Annotated in this window: 19 protein-coding genes; 11 read left to right on the top strand and 8 right to left on the bottom strand. The window is 71.2% G+C overall.

What is annotated here, in order from left to right:
• Window positions 1-101: 101 nt before the first annotated feature.
• On the bottom strand, window positions 102-959 hold the full coding sequence (locus ABT070_RS41285) for an SAM-dependent methyltransferase (RefSeq protein WP_351768103.1): 858 nt from the start codon (window positions 957-959) through the stop codon (window positions 102-104).
• A 245-nt stretch (window positions 960-1204) separates the two neighbouring features.
• On the bottom strand, window positions 1205-1642 hold the full coding sequence (locus ABT070_RS41280; RefSeq protein WP_351768129.1) for a hypothetical protein: 438 nt from the start codon (window positions 1640-1642) through the stop codon (window positions 1205-1207).
• A 563-nt stretch (window positions 1643-2205) separates the two neighbouring features.
• On the opposite strand from ABT070_RS41280, the gene hemL reads away from it, so the two are divergent.
• The 7 genes from hemL (at window position 2206) to ccsB (ending at window position 10076) form a co-directional block, all read left to right on the top strand.
• Entirely contained in the window at window positions 2206-3525 is a 1320-nt protein-coding gene (gene hemL / locus ABT070_RS41275) for a glutamate-1-semialdehyde 2,1-aminomutase (RefSeq protein ID WP_351768102.1), read from the top strand.
• Between the two features lie 110 nt (window positions 3526-3635).
• Complete coding sequence (locus ABT070_RS41270) at window positions 3636-4283, top strand: histidine phosphatase family protein (protein WP_351768128.1); 648 nt, start codon at window positions 3636-3638, stop codon at window positions 4281-4283.
• Window positions 4284-4460: 177 nt separating this feature from the next.
• Complete coding sequence (locus ABT070_RS41265) at window positions 4461-5774, top strand: polysaccharide deacetylase family protein (protein ID WP_351768127.1); 1314 nt, start codon at window positions 4461-4463, stop codon at window positions 5772-5774.
• A gap of 66 nt (window positions 5775-5840) precedes the next feature.
• Entirely contained in the window at window positions 5841-6473 is a 633-nt protein-coding gene (locus ABT070_RS41260) for a TlpA family protein disulfide reductase (protein ID WP_351768101.1), read from the top strand.
• Window position 6474: 1 nt separating this feature from the next.
• Window positions 6475-7245 carry a cytochrome c biogenesis CcdA family protein gene (locus ABT070_RS41255; RefSeq protein WP_351768100.1) on the top strand — a complete coding sequence of 257 codons (771 nt, stop codon included), beginning with the start codon at window positions 6475-6477 and terminating at the stop codon, window positions 7243-7245.
• 3 nt (window positions 7246-7248) lie between these two features.
• Window positions 7249-8985, top strand: coding sequence for a cytochrome c biogenesis protein ResB (resB, locus tag ABT070_RS41250; protein ID WP_351768099.1), 1737 nt, complete (start codon window positions 7249-7251; stop codon window positions 8983-8985).
• The gene (gene ccsB / locus ABT070_RS41245) at window positions 8982-10076 is read left to right on the top strand and encodes a c-type cytochrome biogenesis protein CcsB (protein WP_351768098.1); all 1095 of its coding nucleotides are present in this window, start codon (window positions 8982-8984) and stop codon (window positions 10074-10076) included. The genes resB and ccsB overlap by 4 nt, the downstream gene beginning before the upstream one ends.
• Before the next feature lie 69 nt (window positions 10077-10145).
• Here ccsB and ABT070_RS41240 read toward each other — a convergent pair whose 3' ends face one another.
• The 4 genes from ABT070_RS41240 to ABT070_RS41225 all read right to left on the bottom strand — a co-directional run bounded on the left by ABT070_RS41240 (window position 10146) and on the right by ABT070_RS41225 (window position 15473).
• On the bottom strand, window positions 10146-11702 hold the full coding sequence (locus ABT070_RS41240) for a type 1 periplasmic-binding domain-containing protein (RefSeq protein WP_351768097.1): 1557 nt from the start codon (window positions 11700-11702) through the stop codon (window positions 10146-10148).
• Window positions 11702-13882 (bottom strand): hypothetical protein, encoded by a 2181-nt coding sequence (locus ABT070_RS41235; protein WP_351768096.1) that lies wholly within the window; start codon window positions 13880-13882, stop codon window positions 11702-11704. Before ABT070_RS41235 ends, ABT070_RS41240 begins: the two co-directional genes overlap by 1 nt.
• A 120-nt stretch (window positions 13883-14002) precedes the next feature.
• Window positions 14003-14953 (bottom strand): isopenicillin N synthase family dioxygenase, encoded by a 951-nt coding sequence (locus ABT070_RS41230; RefSeq protein WP_351768126.1) that lies wholly within the window; start codon window positions 14951-14953, stop codon window positions 14003-14005.
• Window positions 14954-15014: 61 nt separating this feature from the next.
• Window positions 15015-15473 carry a nucleoside deaminase gene (locus tag ABT070_RS41225; protein WP_351768095.1) on the bottom strand — a complete coding sequence of 153 codons (459 nt, stop codon included), beginning with the start codon at window positions 15471-15473 and terminating at the stop codon, window positions 15015-15017.
• Window positions 15474-15724: 251 nt separating this feature from the next.
• Between ABT070_RS41225 and ABT070_RS41220 the strand changes: the two genes are divergently transcribed.
• Window positions 15725-16510: a CDP-alcohol phosphatidyltransferase family protein gene (locus ABT070_RS41220; RefSeq protein ID WP_351768094.1), complete on the top strand. Its 786-nt coding sequence runs from the start codon at window positions 15725-15727 to the stop codon at window positions 16508-16510.
• Here the strand turns inward: ABT070_RS41220 and ABT070_RS41215 are convergent.
• On the bottom strand, window positions 16449-17273 hold the full coding sequence (locus ABT070_RS41215) for a MerR family transcriptional regulator (protein ID WP_351768093.1): 825 nt from the start codon (window positions 17271-17273) through the stop codon (window positions 16449-16451). The two genes, ABT070_RS41220 and ABT070_RS41215, sit on opposite strands and share 62 nt — an antisense overlap.
• A 140-nt stretch (window positions 17274-17413) precedes the next feature.
• Between ABT070_RS41215 and ABT070_RS41210 the strand changes: the two genes are divergently transcribed.
• A complete protein-coding gene (locus ABT070_RS41210; RefSeq protein ID WP_351768092.1) occupies window positions 17414-18724 on the top strand; it encodes a S8 family peptidase in 1311 nt (436 codons plus the stop codon).
• 96 nt (window positions 18725-18820) lie between these two features.
• On the opposite strand, the gene ABT070_RS41205 is transcribed toward ABT070_RS41210, so the two are convergent.
• On the bottom strand, window positions 18821-19234 hold the full coding sequence (locus ABT070_RS41205) for a PLD nuclease N-terminal domain-containing protein (RefSeq protein WP_351768091.1): 414 nt from the start codon (window positions 19232-19234) through the stop codon (window positions 18821-18823).
• Window positions 19235-19391: 157 nt separating this feature from the next.
• Here ABT070_RS41205 and ABT070_RS41200 point away from each other — a divergent pair, with 157 nt between their 5' ends.
• Both ABT070_RS41200 and mqnP read left to right on the top strand, forming a co-directional pair.
• A complete protein-coding gene (locus ABT070_RS41200) occupies window positions 19392-20849 on the top strand; it encodes a menaquinone biosynthesis decarboxylase (protein ID WP_351768090.1) in 1458 nt (485 codons plus the stop codon).
• Window positions 20846-21748 carry a menaquinone biosynthesis prenyltransferase MqnP gene (mqnP, locus tag ABT070_RS41195; protein ID WP_351768089.1) on the top strand — a complete coding sequence of 301 codons (903 nt, stop codon included), beginning with the start codon at window positions 20846-20848 and terminating at the stop codon, window positions 21746-21748. The genes ABT070_RS41200 and mqnP overlap by 4 nt, the downstream gene beginning before the upstream one ends.
• Window positions 21749-21793 lie beyond the last annotated feature (45 nt).

The raw sequence follows: 21793 nt of genomic DNA, 5'->3' as shown, positions 1-21793 counted from the left end.
GACGACCCGGGCGGGTCACCGTGCTCCCGTTGGAGGCGGTGGCCCGCGCCGCCCACGTCAAGCGGCCTCCTGGAGACAACCCGGCTGCCCTGAGAGGCCGTTCAGCTGTTCTTGCGGGCCACTCCGCCGTAGATGCCGATCGGCGGGGCGCCGTTCTTCGGGGGCTCTTCGGGGCGCCAGTCCGGGACCGGGACCAGGCCCGGGTCGAGGAGGGTGAAGTCGCCGAAGAGGTCCAGGACCCGGGCGTGGGGGCGCAGGTTCAGGGAGGCGCTGGCCTTGTTGTAGACGGAGGCCGCGTTCTCGCGCCGGTCCTCGTGGACGTCGCCGGTGGCGTGCGACAGGACGAGGTAGGAGCCGGCGGGCAGCGCGTCGCGCAGTGTCGCGACGACGGCGTCCGGGTCGTCCGCGTCGGCGAGGAAGTGCACGACGGCCACCAGCAGCAGCGCCACGGGCTCGTCGAAGTCGATGATCCTGCGGACGTCGGGGTGGTCGAGGACGGCGCGGGGATCCCGCAGGTCGGCCAGGACGACCGAGGTGTGGGCGTCGGCGCCCGGGTCGGCGTCGGCCATGAGGGCCATCGAGTGGGTGCTGACGATCGGGTCGTTGTCGACGTACGCGACCCGGGTCCCGGGGGCTATGGAGTGCGCGATCTGGTGCACGTTGGGCTCGGTGGGCAGGCCCGTGCCGATGTCGAGGATCTGCCGGACGCCGCCCTCGGCGACGACGTGCCGGACGGCGCGGTGCATGAAGTGCCGGTTGGCGCGGACCCCTTCCCGCACCTCCGGCGCCACCTTGATGAACTGCTCGGCGGCATCCCGGTCGACCTCGTAGTTGTCCTTCCCGCCGAGGAAGTAGTCGTACATCCGGGCGGGGTGGGGCTTGCTCGTGTCTATCTTCAAGAAGGGGCTGCCGGTGCCGCCGCTACCGGCGTCGCTGCTGCCGCTGAGGGGAGAGGTCATGCTGCCTGGCTCCGTCCTGGACTCGCGTCCCACCACCGGATCGAACCGCCGTGAGTGACTGTCGGGTCATCATTCACCATGCGGGGCCGCTCGAGGACCAGCCCCGTCCCCGCGGCGGTCGACACGTTCCGTGAACCCGAACGACCGGACCCGCAAAGGGAGTTCCCGTCCCGAGGAGCGAGCGGAAGCAGGGTACGGAAAAGGGCGAGGTCCGAGGACCTCGCCCGCCATCGTCAGAGTTCAGTTCACGGCCACACCAGACAGTAGGGCTGGTGCCCCGCCTCGTGCAGACGGTGGCTGAAGTCCTGCCACTCGTGCAGCAGCTGGTACACGTTGAACGCGTCCCGGGGACCGCCCCGGTCGGGGACCGTCGACCAGATGAAGGCAGCCGCGCCCACCGCTTCCTCGCCTATGTCCCGCAGCGGATCCACGACCGTCATGGGGAGCTTCACCACGGCGTAGTCGGGGTGGAGGACGACCAGTTCCAGCGGGGGCACCTTGTTGAGGGGGACGCCTTCGATGCCGGTCAGCACCATGGCGGCCATCGTCTCCGGCTTGATCTTGGTGAACATGCCGTTCATGCCGAGCTCGTCGCCGCCGAGTTCCTCGGGGCGCATCGAGATCGGGACGCGGGCCGCGGTCGCGCCGTCGGGCGCGCCGAAGTACTTGTACGTCACCCCCACCCGACCACCATTCCTGCTCCCCGCCCGCAGGGGATCGATCCGCTGGTCGACTCGTCGGTCGATCTGCTCGAACCGCTCGATCTGGTCGATTCTGTCGATCTGACCGATCCGGTCGATCCGCTCGGGCTCACTCGGTACACCTTGTGCCTGTGTCTGCCGTGCTTCGCCGGCTTCCTCCGCGTCGCGCCGGTGCTTCCCCCGCCGGGCACGTCGAGGACCCAGGTCGTCAGTCCCCTCGCCCAGTCCGCCACCGCGATGCATATCTCCACCCGACTGCTTTTCTGGGACGCGTGGCCCCCGCCGCGCAACCCGATCATCGTGTCAGTGACCTCCCCCGCGGCCGCCCGCCGAAACGTGCGGTGAAACACCTGTCCGCAGGATCTTCGCAGCCACTGGACACCCGGTTGGTGTGAGCTACGTCTATCAGGCCCGTTCCGACTCAGTTTCGCAGATGGCGGAGGCGGATGACGGCCCCGCCGGCCTCTGCCGTCGCTGGCCTACCCTGGGAGGTCACTGACAACCGGAGTCCAGCAAGTCGGAGAAGGTCGGAGAAGTCGCAGGTCATGAGCGAACTGCCCTATTCATACGATGCGCCTGTATCGCAGGCGCTGTTCGACCGTGCGTCCGCCGTCACACCGGGGGGTGTGAACTCGCCGGTGCGCGCGTTCCGCGCCGTGGGCGGCACGCCCCGGTTCATGGTGTCCGGCACCGGCCCGTATCTGACGGACGCCGACGGCCGGGAGTACGTCGACCTCGTCTGTTCCTGGGGGCCCATGATCCTCGGGCATTCGCACCCCGAGGTGATCGCCGCCGTGCGGGAGGCCGTCTCCCGCGGTACCTCCTTCGGTACGCCCGGTGAGGGCGAGGTCGCGCTCGCCGAGGAGATGGTCGCCCGCATCGAGCCCCTGCAGGAGGTGCGGCTCGTCTCCAGCGGTACGGAGGCCACCATGTCGGCGATCCGGCTGGCCCGCGGGTTCACCCGGCGCGCCAAGGTGATCAAGTTCGCCGGCTGCTACCACGGGCACGTCGACTCGCTCCTCGCGGCGGCCGGCTCCGGGGTCGCCACCTTCGCGCTCCCCGACACGCCGGGCGTCACCGGCGCCCAGGCCGGCGACACCATCGTCCTGCCGTACAACGACATCGAGGCCGTGCAGGAGGCCTTCCACCGGCACCCCGGCGAGATCGCCTGTGTGATCACCGAGGCCTCGCCGGGCAACATGGGGGTCGTGCCGCCGCTTCCCGGCTTCAACCAGGGGCTCAAGGACGCCTGCCAGAACAACGGCGCGCTCTTCATCTCCGACGAGGTCATGACCGGGTTCCGGACCAGCCGGGCCGGTTGGTACGGGATCGACGGCGTGCGGCCGGACCTGATGACCTTCGGGAAGGTCATGGGCGGCGGCTTCCCCGCCGCGGCCTTCGGCGGGCGGGCCGACGTCATGGCGCACCTCGCCCCCGCCGGGCCCGTCTACCAGGCCGGCACCCTCTCCGGGAACCCGGTGGCGACCGCCGCCGGGCTCGCCCAGCTCCGGCTCCTCGACGACGCCGCCTACGCCAGGATCGACGACGTCTCCACCCGGATCCAGTCCCTGGTGTCGGAGGCGCTGGCCAAGGAGGGTGTCGCGCACACGCTCCAGAGCGCCTCCAACATGTTCTCCGTCTTCTTCACGGACCGGCCGGTCCGTGACTACGACGACGCCAGGGCGCAGGAGTCCTTCCGTTTCACCGCCTTCTTCCACTCGCTGCTGGCGAACGGCGTCTACCTGCCGCCGTCGTCCTTCGAGTCCTGGTTCGTGTCCACGGCCCACGACGACCGGGCCGTCCAGAGAATCGCCGACGCCCTTCCGGCGGCGGCCCGAGCGGCTGCGGAGGCCACAGCGGCATGACCACCCCGGAAAACGCCCCCGAGAACGCGCCCGACAAGGCTTTCGAGGACGCCCTCGAGGACGCCTTCGACAACACCTCGGGCCACAAGGACCTCACCGTCGTCCACCTCATGCGGCACGGCGAGGTCGACAACCCCGACGGCGTCCTCTACGGCCGTCTCGACGGCTACCACCTCTCCGAGCTGGGCCGGCAGATGGCCGACCGGGTCGCCGAGCACCTCGCCTCCCGCGACGTCACCCATGTCGTCGCCTCCCCGCTGGAGCGGGCGCAGGAGACGGCGACGCCGATCGCCAAGGCGCACGGGCTCGACCTGGGCACCGATCCGCGGCTCCTGGAGGCGGAGAACGTCTTCCAGGGCAAGACCTTCGGCGTCGGGGACGGGGCGCTCCGCCGGCCCGAGAACTGGAAGCACCTCGTCAACCCGTTCAAGCCGTCCTGGGGCGAGCCGTACGTCGACCAGGTCGTCCGGATGATGGGCGCGCTGGACGCGGCGAAGGACGCGGCGCGCGGCCACGAGGCGGTGCTGGTCAGCCATCAGCTGCCGATCTGGATTGTGCGGTCCTACGTCGAGCGGCGGCGGCTGTGGCACGACCCGCGCAAGCGGCAGTGCACGCTCGCGTCGCTGACGACCTTCACGTACCAGGGCGACAGGATCGTGTCCGTCGGTTACAGCGAACCCGCCATCGACCTGGTGCCCGCCCATCTCCGGGCCGGCGCCAAGCCGGTGCAGGGGAAGGGCAAGGCCTTCGGGGCGTAGGCCCACGGCTCGGCCGGGTCCGGCCCCGGAGTCCGCTCACCGGACCTCGTGGCCGGCCGGGTTCCCTGGCTGAAATAAGCCCCTCTGTTACGGAATCCGGAACTATCGGCGGAACCTCCTCGTTCGTCACGTCCTCTGAATGGGTGACCATCGGAAAATGTGACGAACGGGGTTGCCATGCGCGCCATCACCCGAAGGGGAGCACTCGGACTCGGTGCCGGGGCTGCCGCCGCTGCCGGACTCGTGGGCTGCGGCAGCCTCACGGACTCGGACGGCCCCAGCACCCCCGGCGGTTCCAGCGGCTCCGGCAAACCCTCCGGCAGCGCCAGTCCGAAGGTCACCGCCCGCCCCCTCGGCGACGGCTCCACCTCCTTCACCGGCAAGCAGCCCCACCAGCCGGCCAAGCCAGTGCCGCTCCAGCCGGGCGAGGAGCCGCCGCAGTTCGTCGTCTTCTCCTGGGACGGGGCGGGCGAGGTCGGCAACGGACTCTTCACACGCTTCCTCGACCTCGCCAAGGCGCACGGCGCGAGCATGACCTTCTTCCTCTCGGGGCTGTATCTGCTGCCCGAGTCGAAGAAGCGGCTCTACGACCCCCCGAACAACCCGCGCGGCGCCTCCGACATCGGCTACCTCACCGACGAGCACGTCAGGATGACGCTCGACGGCGTCCGGCGCGCCTGGCTCGAGGGGCACGAGATCGGCACCCACTTCAACGGGCACTTCTGCTCCGGGAACGGGACCGTCGGCAACTGGACGCCCCAGCAGTGGCGCAGCGAGATAGACCAGGCGAAGTCGTTCGTGAAGGAGTGGCGGACCAACACCGGCTGGAAGGACCTGCCCGCGCTCCCCTTCGACTACGACAAGGAGCTCGTCGGCGGCCGGACGCCCTGTCTGCTCGGCCAGGACAAGCTGCTGCCCACCGCCCGTGCCCTCGGCTGGCGCTACGACGCCTCCTCGCCGGGCGGGCGTCAGGTGTGGCCGGACAAGAAGGACGGGATCTGGGATCTGCCGTTGCAGCAGATACCTTTCCCCGGCCGTGGTTTCGAGGTCCTCTCGATGGACTACAACATGCTCGCCAATCAGTCGATCAACACGACCAAGGCGCCGAGCCACAACTACCCGGGCTGGCGGCAGCAGTCCTCGCAGGCGTACATCCAGGGATTCAAGCGGGCATTCGAGACGAATCGCGCGCCCTTCTTCGTCGGCAACCACTTCGAGCAGTGGAACGGCGGCATCTACATGGACGCCGTCGAGGAGGCCTTCAAGCACATCGCGCGCGAGAAGGAGAAGGGCGCGGACGTACGGCTGGTCTCCTTCCGGCAGTTCGTGGACTGGATCGACGTCCAGAAGCCGGAGATCCTCGAGAAGCTGCGCACCCTCGACGTCGGGCAGCAGCCGGCCGGCGGCTGGAAGACCTTCCTGGGCGCGAGCACCCCTTCCGCGTCCACCTCCGCCTCGACCTCGGCGGGTACCGCCGCCAACGCTGCCTGAAATGGGGTTTTCTCCCCGCAAGGGGGGTGCGCAAGATCCCCAGAACGGGCATGCGAAACTTTTCACATGAGTGCCGCCAGCCGCGCCCCCCTGTGCTCGACCAGCCGGAACCGTTCGCGCCGTGCCGCCCTGACCACGGCCGCCGGCGGAGCCGTCGCCGCACTGCTGCTGTCCGCCTGTACCTCCGGGGGCACCGCGGGCGGAGGCGGTGACACCAACTTCGTGATGGGCAAGGACGGCATCTCCACCGCGAAGAAGGGATCGCGCGCCGCGGCCCCCGACCTGTCCGGCAAGTCCGTCGCGGGACAACAGCTCGACGTCGCCGCCTACAAGGGCAAGGTCGTCGTCCTCAACGTGTGGGGCTCCTGGTGCGCCCCGTGCCGTGCCGAGGCGCCGGGCTTCCAGAAGGTCTACACGGACCTCAAGGGCCAGGGCGTGCAGTTCGTCGGCATCAACACCCTCGACACCAGCAACGACAACGCCCTCGCCTTCGAGAAGCAGCAGGGCATCACGTACCCCAGCCTGTCCGACCCGAAGGGCAAGCTGCTGCTGCGCTTCAAGAAGGGCACGCTCAGCCTCCAGGCCATCCCCTCCACGCTGGTCATCGACAGGGAGGGCAAGATCGCCGCCCGGTCGCTGGCCGCGCTCAGCGAGGACAGGCTGCGCAAGATGATCGCTCCCGTCCTCGCGGAGAAGTGACGTGAGCGCGGTCACCACGCTCGCCGCGACGGGTTACAACGACACCGTGCTCAACGGCGCGTTGCTGGCCGCGCTGCCGATCGCGCTGCTCGGCGGGCTCGTCTCCTTCTTCTCGCCGTGCGTCCTGCCGCTCGTCCCCGGCTACCTGTCCTACGTCACCGGCGTCGCCGGCACCGACCTGGCCGAGGCCCGCCGCGGACGGATGATCGCCGGCGCCTCGCTTTTCGTCCTCGGCTTCACCGCCGTGTTCGTCTCCAGCGGGGCCCTGTTCGGCTACTTCGGCGAGAACCTCCAGGCCAACCAGGACGTGCTGTCCAAGGTGCTGGGCGGGCTCATGATCCTCATGGGCGTCTTCTTCATGGGGCTGATGCCCTGGATGACCCAGCGGGAGTTCCGCTTCCACAAGCGGCCCGTCGCCGGACTGGCCGGCGCCCCGCTGCTCGGCGCCCTGTTCGGCATCGGCTGGACCCCCTGCATCGGGCCCACCCTCGCCTCCGTGATCGCCCTCTCCTCCCAGCAGGGAAGCGCGGGCCGCGGTGCCATACTGACCGTCGCCTACTGCCTCGGCCTCGGCGTGCCCTTCGTCCTCGCTGCGGTCGCCTTCCGCAAGGCGCTCGGCGCCTTCGGCTGGGTCAAGCGTCACTACGTCTGGGTGATGCGGATCGGCGGCACGATGATGATCGTGACCGGTCTGCTGCTGCTGACCGGCGCCTGGGACCGCCTCGTGCAGGACATCCAGTCCTGGTCCGTCGGCTTCACTGTGGGGATCTGATTCATGAGCAAGAGCACCGTCGGCGACGCCCCCGGCGAGACCCCGGCCGCCCCCGACGAGCAGGATCTCGGCGCCGCCGGCTCCCAGCTGTCCACCGCGCCCGTGGACACGCTGGCCAGTGGGCCCACCCTGGGGATCGTCGGCTGGGTCCGCTGGTTCTGGCGGCAGCTCACCTCGATGCGGGTCGCGCTGCTGCTCCTGCTGCTGCTGGCCCTCGGCGCGATCCCCGGTTCGCTGATCCCGCAGTCCGGCACCGACGAGACCAAGGTCGCCGACTTCCGTCAGGCCCATGGGACGCTCGCGCCGGTCTACGACAGGCTCGGCCTCTTCCACGTCTACAGCTCGGTGTGGTTCTCCGCGATCTACATCCTGCTGTTCGTCTCCCTCATCGGCTGCATCGTGCCCCGCACCTGGCAGTTCGTCGGCCAGCTGCGCAGCCGCCCGCCGGGTGCGCCGAAACGGCTGACCCGGCTGCCGGCGTACACGACCTGGCGCACCGACGCCGAGCCGGAACAGGTCCGCGAGGCCGCGCTCACCCTGCTGAAGAAGCGTCGCTTCCGCGCCCACCTCGCCGGGGACGCCGTCGCCGCGGAGAAGGGCTACCTCCGTGAGGTGGGCAACCTCTCGTTCCACATCGCGCTGATCGTGATGCTGGTCGCCTTCGCCTGCGGCCAGCTCTACAAGTCCGAGGGGAACAAGCTGGTCGTCGAGGGCGACGGCTTCTCCAACACCCTCACCCAGTACAACGACTTCAAGTCCGGCAACCTCTTCGGCACCGACGACCTGAACCCGTTCAGCTTCACCCTGGACAAGTTCACCGGCACGTACGAGACCTCGGGTCCCAACACGGGCACCGCGCGCACCTTCCAGTCCGCCCTCACCTACAGCGTGGGCGCCTACGGCAAGGACAAGAAGGCCCTCGTCAAGGTCAACCACCCGCTGGAGATCGACGACTCGAAGATCTACCTCACCGCTCACGGCTACGCGCCCGTCATCACCGTCCGCGACGGCAAGGGCGACGTCGTCTACCGCGACGCGGTGCCGCTGCTGCCGCTCGACTCCAACATCACCTCCAGCGGTGTGATCAAGGTCCTCGACGGCTACCGGGACGCCAAGGGCGCCGAGGAGCAGCTGGGCATCTCGGCCTTCTTCCTGCCGACGTACACCAAGGGCAGTGAGGCGGCCTCGACGTTCCCGGCGCTGCGCAACCCGGTGCTGAACCTGGCGCCGTACCACGGCGACCTCGGGGTCGACTCGGGCATCCCGCAGAGCGTGTACCAGCTCGACAAGGCGCACATGAAGGAGTTCAAGGACTCCAAGGGCGCGCAGCTGCGGGAGAACCTGAAGCCCGGCGAGACGATGACCCTCCCGAACGGCGCCGGCTCGGTGACCTACGAGGGCACCAAGGAGTGGGCGAACTTCCAGGTCACCCAGCAGCCCGCGAGCGGCTGGGCGCTGGGCGGCGCCATCGCCGCGATCTTCGGCCTCGCCGGCTCCCTGTTCCTCCAGCGCCGCCGGGTCTGGGTGCGCGCCTCGCGCGGCGCCGACGGGGTGACGGTGGTCGAGATGGGCGGGCTCGGCCGCAGCGAGTCGGCCAAGGTACCCGAGGAGCTCGGCGACCTCGCCGGGATCCTGTACGACCAGGCTCCCTCGACCTCCGACCCCGACACCCCCGAACCGCCCGCTTCCTCCGCGTCCCCCGAACCCGAAGCCGTACCTGCCGAAGGGGCTGAGAAGTGACTCTCGCCGCCACCACGGAGCTTGCCGCCGCCACCAACGAGAACCTCGCGAGCATCAGCAACACGCTGATCTACTCCGCGATGGCCGTCTACACCCTGGCCTTCTTCGCGTACATCGCCGAGTGGCTCCTCGGCAGCCGCAGCAAGGTCGGCCGTACCGCCGCCGCGCTCACCGCCACGCCCGCGGCCGCGGGCCCGGCCGTCACCGTCAAGAAGAACGGCGGCACGGCCGTCCTGGAGCGGCCGCAGGTCGTGGTGCGCTCCGCGGCCGGCGCGCGTGACGTGCCCGACGGGCCCGGCGCGCACGGCGGTGACGAGCAGGGCGACATGTACGGCCGGATCGCCATCTCCCTCACCGTGCTCGCGTTCCTGGTCGAGCTGGGCGGCGTGATCGCCCGCGCGGCCTCGGTGGAGCGGGCGCCGTGGGGCAACATGTACGAGTTCAACCTCACCTTCTCCACGGTGGCCGTCGGCGTGTACCTCGGCCTGCTGGCGCTGAAGAAGAACGTGCGCTGGCTCGGTCTGTTCCTGATCACCTCGGTCCTGCTGGACCTGGGTCTCGCGGTCACCGTCCTCTACACGGCGAGCGACCAGCTGGTCCCGGCGCTGCACTCGTACTGGCTGTACATCCACGTCTCCACCGCGATCTTCTGCGGCGCGGTGTTCTACGTCGGCGCGGTCGCCACGATCCTGTACCTGTTCAAGGACGCCTACGAGAACAAGCTGGCGACCGGCGGCAAGCCCGGCAGGTTCGCCAACTCGGTCCTGGACCGGCTGCCCGCCTCGGCCTCGCTCGACAAGTTCGCCTACCGCGTCAACGCGGCCGTCTTCCCGCTGTGGACGTTCACGATCATCGCGGGCGCGATCTGGGCGGGCGACGCCTGGGGCCGCTACTGGGGCTGGGACCCCAAGGAGACCTGGTCGTTCATCACCTGGGTCGCCTACGCCTGCTATCTGCACGCCCGCGCCACGGCCGGCTGGAAGGGCCGCAAGGCCGCCTACCTGGCCCTGATCGCGTTCGGCTGCTGGCTGTTCAACTACTACGGCGTCAACATCTTCGTCTCCGGAAAGCACTCGTACGCGGGCGTGTAGCCGCCCCACGGCGAAGGCCGGTTCCCGTGACCCCGGGGTCACGGGAACCGGCCTTTTTCCGTCGAGCCGTCAGGACGGCGGCAGGCACTCCCTGGCCGGGGGCTTCCCCTCCGGCCAGGCGATGCGGACGAAGCGGGAGCCGCCGTCGGCGTGGAGTTCCACGATCGGCACCGCCTTGTCGTACGGATTGCCGTGCACGTCCAGGCAGATCCAGCCGCTCGCCCCGCTCACCCGCAGCGAGCCCTTGACCTGTGGCCACTGGAGGCCGACGTCGGCGAGGGGCGGGACGGCCGCGCCGTCGGGCGTGGCCTCGCGGATGCCGTGCACGGCCAGCGTCATCGCGTCGAAGGCGATGATCAGCTGGCCGTCCTCCAGGGCGACCTCGCCGATCGGGCCGACCGGCTCACGGGCGCTGCGGGCGAGGAGGCCGGTGAGGACCTTCGCGTCCTGCGCGGAGCCGCCCGGCAGCTCCACGGGGGCGTTCACCCAGGCGTCCGGGTGGGCGAGCGAGGTGTAGCGGACGGAGAGGTTGTGGGTGAGGGCGGTGCGGTCCAGCTTCTTGTCGCCGGACAGGTACGAGCCCTCGTCGCCCGTCAGCACCGTGAACTTCCGGTTCTGGCAGCCGCGCGTGCCGAGCGCGTTGACGAACTGCCGTAGCTGCGTGTGCCGGCCGGCGAAGAGGATCGTGTCGGTCCCCGCGGAGGTGTCGCACACCAGGTGGGTGATCTGCCGGAAGGTGTTCGCCGTCGTCCCCTCCTGGGTGCGGTCGGCGGGCGGGGTGAAGGGCTGCGGCTCGTAGGGCGAACCCTTCAGCAGCGCGGCGAACGACGTCTGGAGCGTCCGTGTGTACGGGTCGCCGGGCTTGTCGTACATCAGCAGGGCCCGGCCCGCGTCGACCTTGGCGAACGAGGCCAGGGCGCGTGCCTCGTCCGTGTTGGTGGGGGAGACCCGGGCCAGGCCGGGGAAGGGGTCCTTGCCGTTCTGTCCGTTGGCGAGGTTGTCGGCGGTGATGGAGGCGCCGACGACCGGGATGCCCCGCCGGGTCAGTTCCGCGACGGCCTTCTTGTTGTTGTCGGTGCTCTGCCCGACCCCGGCGACCGCGCGCAGCCGGTCGTCGCCCTTCGCCATCCGCTCCAGCTGGTCGACCATCGTCTCCCAGTGGTCGCTGGTGGCACCCGGGTTGGCGAGCACCAGGCGGATCGCCGGAGCCTGCCCGTTGGAGGTGTGGTTGGCCTGCCACTGGGCCAGGTAGGCGCCCTGCAGCTCGTGCTGGATGTCGCTGAGCGTCGAGGGGGTGGAGGCGGTGTACGGCAGCATCAGCGCGACCGTGACGTAACCGCCCGCCTTGAGCCGGTCGTTCTCCCGGTCGATCGCCCGCACCGCGTCCCGCAGCTGGGGATGCCCGAAGTCGTACGCGCCCGTGGCCACGCCCACGCACTCGTCGCTGCCGGCCGGACGGGCCACCCCGGGCGCGCAGGACCGGTTCTCGTGGGTGACCGCCCGCACGGCGAAGACCAGCCCGGTCAGTACGGCGGCCGTGACCAGCAGGGCCAGATAGCGGTGGAGGCGGATCTCCCAGACCTCCCGCAGCCGGCGCGCCAGCGGGCTTCTGACTCCGTCGGCCATCACGCCACCCCGTCCCCGTCGTCCGGTCCGTGCCCGTCGCCGTCCGTGTCGCCGTCCTCGTCCTCGGCCGGGGTGCGCAGCGGGCGGCCCGCGAGGGCGTCCCGGGGCCAGGCCTGGGAGGTCGCGAACAGCAGCGCGCCCCCGGCGGGCCGCTGGTCGGACAGCTGGAGCAGCTCGAACTCCAGCCGCCCGCACACCTTCGGGTCCGGCAGCACCAGCGGGTCGGTCACCTGCCAGACCGCGTGCAGCAGCCGCCGTATCCGCAGGTGGAGGGAGGCGTTCACGCCCTCGGGCGGCTCCTGGCCCGCGTCGGTGCGGCCCAGCGCGATCGCCGACCGGTGGTCGCCTCGGCCGTCGGAGTCGCGGCCTGCCGCGTCGTGCGCGTGGAAGTAGGGCGCGGAGGCCAGGAACCGCAGGGTGTCCAGCCAGGTGCGGGTGCGCAGGCCGGTGAACGTGTCGCGGAGGTAGGCCACCGCGCCGGTCGTGTCGCCGAGCGCCAGCTCGTGGTAGAGCCGGTACCGGGCGTGGGCGGGGTCCTGGCCGTCCGGGTCGCGGCCGTCGGCGTGGGTGTAGTGCCGGATCAGGGTCTCGTGCACCTCGCGCCACTTGGCGTGGTCGGCGGGCCGGTGGTGCAGCCGGAGCAGCAGCAGGGTGCGGGTGAAGGGGTCGCCGACGAAGTGGCCCGGCGCGGCCGGCAGCCCCTCCGCGGCGAGCCGCGCCCGCAGCGACCGGACGCCCGATGAACCGAAGTCGTCGGGGAGCCGGTCGTCGGCGAGGGCGACGGCGGAGTCGTGGTCGTGGGCGGCCGCCAGGACCGTCAGCTCGTCGAGCCGGTCGGCGGGGACCAGGCGGCTCAGCAACTCGGCGTAGGCGGGCCGGCCGTCGTCGGCCTGCCCCTCCTCCAGTGTGACCTTCGCGGTGAGCAGTCGCCCCAACGAGTCGGCCCGCCCGGGGTGTTGGCGGGCGGCGGTCGCGAGCAGCACGATGCCGAGCGGGTTGCCGCCGGTCAACCGGTGTGTGGCGTGCGGGAACCGGGGCGGCAGCTCGGTGTCGTCGCAGACCGCGCCGACCATGTGCAGGGTGTCGTCGGGGGACAGCGGCGGCAGCGGTACGAGCAGGGCCCGCGAGGAGGGCGAACTGCCCGGCGCCCAGTCCGTGGACCGGGCCACCTCCGGCAGTTCACGGCGTACGGCGTCGCCGAGCGCCGGATGGCTCGTGCCGCGCACCGTCGCCACCCACACGACCTGGTCGGCGACCCCGTCGGCCCGGTCCCGCAGGACGGCGTCCAGCAGTCCGGGGCCCGGACCACTGCGCGCGTTGTCCAGCAGTACGAGCGGCCGCCCCAGCCGGGTCAGATGCGAGCCGAGGCCCGAGTAGGCCTCGGCCAGGTCGGCGAGCAGCGCCCGCACCAGCCAGCGTTCGGCGTGCTCGCGCGAGGTGCCGCCGGCCCGGAAGTTCCCGGCGAGGAGCAGCAGTCCCCGCTTGGCGTTGCCGCCCGCGTTCGGATAGGAGCGGTACCAGGTGGCCGGCCTCTGCTCCTTGCGGTGTGTGACGCCCTCGGAGAGCGCCTCCAGGGTGGCCTCGACGGTCGCCGCGACGAACGGGCCGCCGCCGCTCGCCGCCGCGATCACCTTCGAGGCGACCTTGGCCGCCCACCGTCCGGCCAGGCTGAACCGGGGTGCGCGCTCGTTCAGCAGCAGGATCCGCACCAGCTCCCGCCGGATGCGGTCGGAGTCGGTCCGGCCGCTCCAGTCGCTGGCCCGGACCGCGACCAGCCCGGCCGTCAGCCGCGGGAAGGTGAGCTGCCCGGCGGCCCGCACCGGCTCCGTCAGCTGCTCGGCGACCACCAGCAGCGCCTGCCACACCGGCGACCAGGACTCGGGGCTCTCCTCGTGCGGCGGCCGCGCGAACTGCTCGTCCTCGCAGTCGATCAACGCGACCGGGGTGCGTCTGCGGGCCTCGCCCCTGCGGGTGTGTTCCGTGTAGGCGTCCCACAGTTCGGCGAGCACCGTGCTCTTGCCCAGACCCCGGCCGCCCGCCAGCACCAGCAGGGGCGGCCCGGCGGGGTGTTCGGGCTTCTCCGCGTGGAGCTCGTAGGGACGGATCCCCACGAGCCGCGGTACGAGACCGGCGGGCTCGACGTCGAACAGCGCGCCACGCCCGTACAACCGTCTGTGCACCGCGCACCTCCCCCAGGGCTCGGTTCCCGACGCAAGGGTAAGGAGAGGGAGTTGGTAAGTGCCAGATCGCCTGGTGTCCGTTGGGTCACGAAACTTCCGGACCTGAGCGGAATGGGCCCGTCATTCCACCGTGATCGAGTTCAGTTTCTCCCGCAGATACACATGCGAGTCGACCGCCTCGTACGCCACACGGCCGACGGGCGCCGGTACGGACTCCACGACCGTGCCCGGGGTGCACTCGCCGAAGTAGACGAGGGAGATGAGCTCCTCGGCGGGCGCGTCGGCCGGGGGCGGCAGCACGCGGTGCCTGCCCGAGCGCCACCGGTCGCCGGTCCAGCGGGCCATCAGGTCACCGATGTTGATGGTGAAGGCGGCCGGGTCGAAGGGCGCGTCCTCCCAGCCGCCCTCGTCCGTCCAGACCTGGAGCCCGCCCTTGCCGGCCTGCCGGTCGAGGATGGTGACGGTGCCGAAGTCGGTGTGCGGGCCGATCCGGAACTGGCCCGGCTGCGGCTCCCCGACCACCTCCGTCCCCGGATACCAGTTGATGTTGAAACCGTAGGTCGGGTGGTCCATGTGCCGGGAGAAGAAGTCCGGTTCGAGGCCGAGGGCCTCCCCGAGCAGGGAGAGCAGCTGCTTCTCCAGCTCACCCATCAGGGTCAGGTACTCCTCGCACAGCCCCTGGAGCTCCGGTACCTGCGCGGGCCACACGTTCGGCGCGTACCACTCCGCGTTGACCACCGGGTCGTCGAAGGGTTCGTGCGTGGCGAAGGTGAGGGACTCCTTCAGGTCCGGCGGGGTCTGTGTCCCCTCCGAGTACCCGTTGGCCTCCGCGCCCGGCCCCAGCCAGCCGCGCCCGCCGACCTTCGCGCCGTACGCCTGTTTGACGTCGGCGGGCAGCACGAAGAACGCCCGGGCGGCGTCCCGGATGCGGTCGCGCAGGGCGGGGTCGATCCCGTGCCCGGTGACCAGCAGGAACCCGGCGGTGCGCAGGGCGTCGTCGACGGTACGGGCGATGGTGGCGCGGGCGCCGGCGTCACCGTGGAGCCAGGGCCCGAGGTCGACGGTCGGGATGCGGGAGACGCGAGGCGTGCGGGAGGCGCGGGAGGCGCGGGAGGTGTGGGCGGCTGGGGGGTTACTCACCGATGTCCTCGTTCCAGAGAGCCGGGTTCCGCTCGATGAAGTCGCGCATCAGGGCGATGCACTCGGAGTCGTCCAGGAGCACGATCTCGACGCCGTGCCCGGCCAGCCAGTCGTGGCCGCCGTGGAAGGTGCGCGCCTCGCCGACGAGCACCCGGGAGATGCCGAACTGGCGGACCAGCCCGGAGCAGTACCAGCAGGGGGACAGGGTGGTCACCATCGTCGTGCCGCGGTACGAGCGCTGCCGCCCCGCCGCGCGGAAGGCGGCCGTCTCCGCGTGCGTCGAGGGGTCGCCGTCCTGGACGCGCCGGTTGTGGCCGCGGCCCAGCAGGGTGCCGTCCGGGCCGTAGAGCGCGGCCCCGATCGGGATACCGCCCTCGGCGAGACCGGCCCGCGCCTCTTCGACGGCGGTGGCGAGCCACGACCGTGCCGTCGCCTGGTCCACCGGATGCATGAGGTCCTCCTCGACGAGCCGCGTGCCTTCACCACGATCCGTTCCCGGAGGAGTCCGCGCCGACGCGGGCGCTCACGCGATCGTGTGGCCCGGCCGGCACGAGGTGACCCGGCCCGGGCCGTCGAACGGGTCCCGACACCGCACCCGACCGCGCCGGAACGCCCCCGGGAAAGGTCCGGGAGCGGGTCAAGTAGCCTGTGCCGATCACCGCCGCAGGCGCGGCAGTTGAGCCCCGGGCGGAAGGAAAGTTCATGGTTGCTGCTCCTGTTCTGGAGGAGCTGCGGGAGGTCTGCCAGCCGCAGGCCAAGCTCGCCAGTCGCAACGGGGAGCACTGGGCGGGGCGCCTCTACATGCGCCGTGTCTCGCTGCGGTTCACCCGCCAGCTGGTGCGCACCCGGATCACCCCGGACCAGCTGACCTGGACGATGGTGGTGTGCGGGGTGCTGTCCGGTGCCGCGCTCCTCGTCCCCGGTCTCACCGGGGCCGTGCTCGCCGCGCTGCTGATGCAGTTGTTCCTGCTCTTCGACTGCGTGGACGGCGAGGTCGCCCGCTGGAAGGGACAGAACAGCGCGACCGGCATCTACGTCGACCGGCTCGGCGCCTATCTGGCCGACGCGGCGCTCATGATCGGCTTCGGTTTCCGGGCCGCCGAGTCCGGCCTCGGCGGCTGGGCGGGCTTCAACGGCTGGGTGTCGCTGGGGCTCGCGACCGCGCTCGGTGTGGTGCTGCTGAAGGCCTCGACCGACCTGGTGGACGTGGCCCGGGCCCGGCGCGGGCTCGCCGTCGCCGACGACGAGGCCACCGCGCCCCGCTCCCAGGGCGTCGCCTCGCTGCGCCGCCTCGCCGCCGCCTTCAAGATCCACCGGGTGACCAACGGCATCGAGGCCTCCCTGGTCCTGCTGGCCGTGGCCGCCCTGGACGCGGCGACCGGCGGTGTCGGGCCGACCCGCTGGGCGCTGGCGGCCATCGCCGCGATCACCTGGCTGATGGTCCCGGCCCATCTGCTGTCGATCCTGTCGTCGTCCCGGCTGCGGTGACGCGGGCGAGGTAACCGTGGAGGGCGCCCGCGCCCTCCAGCATCGCGCGGGTGCGGGCCGTCAACGCCTCCCCGCGGGCGGTGAGCGCCGCCCGCAGGGGCTCGCCGCCGCCCTCCCTGCGCAGTCCCTCCAGCACCGGACGGATCTGCCGGAACAGGTAGTGGCCGCGCCGCAGGGCGTCGACCACCCGGGCGTCGCGTACGTCGGCGGGGCCGAACACGCGGTATCCGGTGCCCCGTCGGCGCGGCGGGTCGAGCAGTCCGGCAGCCTCCCACACCCGCAGCGCCGACGTCCGCACGCCCAGCAGCGCGGCGACCTCGCCGATCCGCAGCCCGGAGCGGGGCGCCGCCGAACCCGTCCCCGCCGTGACCGGCCCGGGCGGGCCCAGTGCCGCGAGGGCCTCGCCGGTCGCCCGCAGCGCGCCGCGCTCCTCGTGCAGCGCGGCGTGCGCCCCGTCCACGAGGGCGAGGGCGGCCGGGACGTCGCCGGCGTGCAGGGTCCGCATGATCCGGGCCGCCACCACGGGTCCGTACCCCTTCACCAGCGTCCGGTAGGTCGTCAGCGCCTGCCGGTGGACGTCCGTGAAGGTGCGGTAGCCGGACGCCGTGCGTGCGGCCGGCGGCAGGACGCCCGCCTCCTCGTAGTTGCGGATCTGCTGGGTCGACAGCCCGGCGAGTCGGGCGAGGTCGACGGAGCGCAGCGGGCGGTCGCCCGCCGGGCCCGGCCTCCTGGGCTCATCGATCGACCGATCAGGTGATTTCATGATCGGTTCGGACGCTTCCGGGGTGCGCCACCCATGGGGGACATGTATCCGCTCCTATTGTCCGACCTTGTCGATCTTCGGTGTGCAGGGTGTGGAGGACAAAGGTGCGAAGACTCGGAAAGATTCCGCTCCGTAACGGCTTGATCGCTTGTGCCGCGCTGTCGGTCCTCACGGCCGCCGCGGTCGTGCCCGGCTCCGCGCAGGCCGCCGAGCCCGCGCCGACGGAGCGGTGGATCGTACAGCTGAAGGACACGGTCGCCGATCCGGGCAAGGTCGCCGAGGAGCAGGCGAAGGGGCAGGCGTCGGACGGCGGGAGCCGGCTGCGCCATGTGTTCGACGCCACCGTGGACGGGGCGGCCCTCAAGGGCTACGCCCTGGAGGCGACCACGGACCAGATCGAGGCCATCCGAGCCGACCCGCAGGTCGCCTCGGTCGAACCCGACCAGCAGGTGTCCCTGCCCGAGCCCGTCGACGGCTCGTCGGTGCAGGCGCCGCGGCATCGGGCGGGCAAGCCGGGCGAGGGCGGTGTCGCGTACAAGGGCGACCCGCTGCTCGCCGGACAGTGGGGTCTGTTCCGGATCGGCGCCGTGGCCGGCTCCGAACACGGATTCCGGGTCCCCGCGGCCGCCCGGGTCGGGGTGGCGGTCCTGGACACCGGCGTGGACGCCGGTCACCCGGACCTGCGGGTGGCCGGGAACGCCAACTTCAGCACCTCCGCCACCGCGGACGACTTCCACGGCCACGGGACCCATGTCGCGGGCATCGTCCAGGGGCTCAACAACGGCATCGGCGTGGAGGGCACCGCCCCCGGCACCCGGCTGTGGAACGTCAAGGTGCTGGGAGACAGCGGCTCGGGGCTCTTCTCCGACCTCATCGCGGGACTGAACTGGGTCGCGCGGAACGCGAAGGCGAAGAACATCAGGGTCGCCAACCTGAGTCTGGGAACCTCGGTGGACAGCCCGCTGGTGCACCAGGCCGTCCGGCTGGCCACCCAGGCGGGCGTCGCCCTGGTGGCCTCCGCGGGCAACTCCGGTACGACCGCGCTGAACTACCCGGCGGCCTACCCGGAGGCGATCAGCGTCGCCGCCACCACCGTGTTCGACGAGCGGGCGACCTTCTCCAACCACGGTGCGTCGTGGGTGGACATCGCCGCCCCGGGCGTCGACATCCTCTCCACCCTTCCCACCCGCGCCACGCCCCTGGGCGAGGACCACGGCTTCCTCTCCGGTACGAGCATGGCCGCGCCCTTCGTCACCGGCTCCGCCGCACTGTGCCTGACCTCCGGCCACTGCAGGGGGACCGCCCGCGACATCCTGCGCACGCTCGGCCGGGACGCCCGGCCCATCGCCGGCACCGGCTCGGAATACCGGTACGGACTCGTCCAGGTCGGCTGCTACTGGCAGCACGCCCCCAAGTGCTCGCCCAGGTCCGCCGAACACGACGCGGCCTAGGATCCGCCCCCGACGAGGGGCCGCCCCCTCGGGGCCCCGCGTCCACGCCCTCGGCGCCCGCGTCTCACCGAGACCGCAGGGCGCCGTCGGTCTGTCTCAGCTCTGCGGAGGCTGCGGGTCCTCGCCGGACTCGCGGCGCTTCAGCTCCTCCTCGCGGCGGCGCAGATCGGCCTCCCAGTCCTTGAGGAGGGCCTCCTCGTCCTTCTTGTCCTCTTCCTTGTTCTCCTTGAGGGACTTCAGGAACTCGGGGTTGTCGTCCGGCGCGACCCACTCGGCGCGTCGGCCGCGGGGCGACTCGGCCGCGGTGCCACCGCCCACGGGCGCGCGCCGCGCCTTGCCCGCCACCAGCCAGGCGACCGGGCCGACGAGCACCTCGCCGAAGAGCAGGATGATGATGACCCAGATCACCTTCGGCAGCCCCCGCACCTCCTCCTCGGGGGTGTTGAGGCAGTCGATGAAGGCGTAGATCCACAGCGCCAGTACCAGCAGGAACGGCAGATACCTGAGCATGGTGGCGGGTTCCCCCAGGAGACGGCGACAGGGCACGGAACGGCCCCGGTGACCGGGCCAGGGTAGCGGGTGGCGGAAATCGTTCCCGCGAGGCGGTGCGGGGGCGTAGTGCGGGGCGCGCGTCGGCGCCGTAAGGGCCTCGGCGATACTGGGACACATGGCTTACGACGATCTTCGTTCCCTGCTCAGGGCACTGGAACGCGAAGGCGACCTCAAGCGCGTCAAGGCTGAGGTCGATCCGTATCTGGAAGTAGGGGAGATCGTCGACCGGGTCCAGAAGTCCGGTGGCCCCGCGCTGCTCTTCGAGAACGTGAAGGGGTCGACCATGCCCCTCGCGATGAACGTGTTCGGCACCGACCGGCGGCTCCTGAAGGCCCTCGGCCTCAAGTCGTACGCCGAGATCAGCGAGAAGATCGGCGGCCTGCTGCGCCCCGAGCTCCCGCACGGTTTCGTCGGCGTCCGCGAGGCGTTCGGCAAGCTCGGCGCGATGGCGCACGTACCGCCGAAGAAGGTGAAGCCGCAGGACGCGCCCGTCCAGGAGGTGGTCCTGCACGGGGACGACGTCGACCTCGACGCCCTGCCCGCCCTCTTCACCTGGCCGCAGGACGGCGGCTCCTTCTTCAACCTGGGCCTGACGCACACCAAGGACCCGGAGAGCGGGATCCGCAACCTCGGCCTGTACCGCCTCCAGCGCCACGACAAGCGCACGATCGGCATGCACTGGCAGATCCACAAGGACAGCCGCAACCACTACCAGGTCGCGGCCCGCAAGGGCGAGAGGCTTCCCGTCGCGATCGCCTTCGGCTGCCCGCCCGCCGTGACGTACGCCTCCACCGCCCCGCTCCCCGGCGACATCGACGAGTACCTCTTCGCCGGCTTCATCGCGGGCAAGCGGATCGAGATGGTCGACTGCAAGACGGTGCCGCTCCAGGTGCCCGCGCAGGCTGAGGTCGTGATCGAGGGCTGGCTGGAGCCGGGCGAGATGCTCCCGGAGGGCCCGTTCGGCGACCACACCGGCTTCTACACCCCGCAGGAGCCGTTCCCGGCCCTGAAGATCGACTGCGTGACGATGCGCAGGCGCCCGTTGCTCCAGTCGATCGTGGTCGGCAGGCCGCCGACGGAGGACGGCCCGCTGGGCCGTGCCACGGAACGCTTCTTCCTCCCGCTGCTGAAGATCATCGTCCCGGACATCGTGGACTACCACCTGCCCGAGGCCGGCGGCTTCCACAACTGCGCGATCGTCTCGATCGACAAGAAGTACCCCAAGCACGCGCAGAAGGTCATGCACGCGGTCTGGGGCGCCCACATGATGTCCCTGACCAAACTGATTGTGGTCGTCGACGCGGACTGCGACGTCCACGATCTGCACGAGGTCGCGTGGCGGGCGCTCGGCAACACCGACTACGCCCGTGACCTGTCCGTCGTCGAAGGACCGGTCGACCATCTCGACCACGCCTCCTACCAGCAGTTCTGGGGCGGCAAGGCGGGCATCGACGCGACGCGCAAATGGCCCGAGGAGGGGTACACGCGGGACGGCGGCTGGCCGGAGATGGTCCTGTCCGACCCGGACACGGCGGCGAAGGTCGACCGCCGCTGGAAGGAGTACGGGCTGTGAGTTCCGCATCCGCAGCGCTTCCGCAGCCGGGACGCACCAAGGCCTTCCTGCGGCTGGTGATGATCGAGCACTCGGTCTTCGCGCTGCCCTTCGCCTACATCGCCGCGCTGACGGCGATGTACCGGACCGACGGGAACATCCACTGGGGCAGGCTGCTGCTGGTCACCGTCTGCATGGTGGGACTGCGCACCTTCGCGATGGCGGTCAACCGGATCATCGACCGCGAGATCGACGCCCGTAACCCCCGCACGGCGCACCGCGAGCTGGTGACCGGCGCGATGTCGGTGCGGCACGCCTGGACCGGCGCCCTGATCGCCCTGGTGATCTTCCTGGGCGCGGCGGCCCTGCTGAACCCGCTCTGCCTGGCCCTGGCCCCCGTCGCGGTGATCCCGATGGTGGTGTACCCGTACGGCAAACGCTTCACGAACTTCCCGCAGGCCATCCTCGGTCTGGCGCAGGCGATGGGCCCGATCGGCGGCTGGCTGGCGATCACCGGCGAGTGGTCCTGGGACGCGGTGATCCTGGGCCTGGCGGTGGGCATCTGGATCGGCGGCTTCGACCTGATCTACGCCTGCCAGGACGTCGAGACGGACCGCGAGGTCGGCGTCATGTCGGTCCCGGCCCGCTTCGGCATCCCGGCGGCGATCCGGGGCGCGCGCGTCTGCCACGCGATCACCACGGCCCTGTTCGTCTGGTACGCCCTGGCCACGGACGCCGGCGCCTTCTTCTGGTTCGGTCTGGTGATCGTCGCGGGCGCCTTCGTCTACGAGCACACCATCGTGCGGCCGCACGACCTGACCCGTCTGAACAGGGCGTTCTTCTCGACGAACGGGTTCATCGGGATCAGCCTGTTCGGGTGCGCGCTGGTCGACCTGCTGGTGCGGGGGCTCACGGTCTAGGGGCCTGTCCGGTCCGTGCGGTCCGTCCGGGTGAACGGGCGGGCG

Source organism: Streptomyces sp. NPDC002884 (assembly GCF_040295245.1).
Classification (GTDB): Bacteria; Actinomycetota; Actinomycetes; order Streptomycetales; family Streptomycetaceae; genus Streptomyces.
This window is presented reverse-complemented; position numbering and strand designations above follow the sequence as displayed.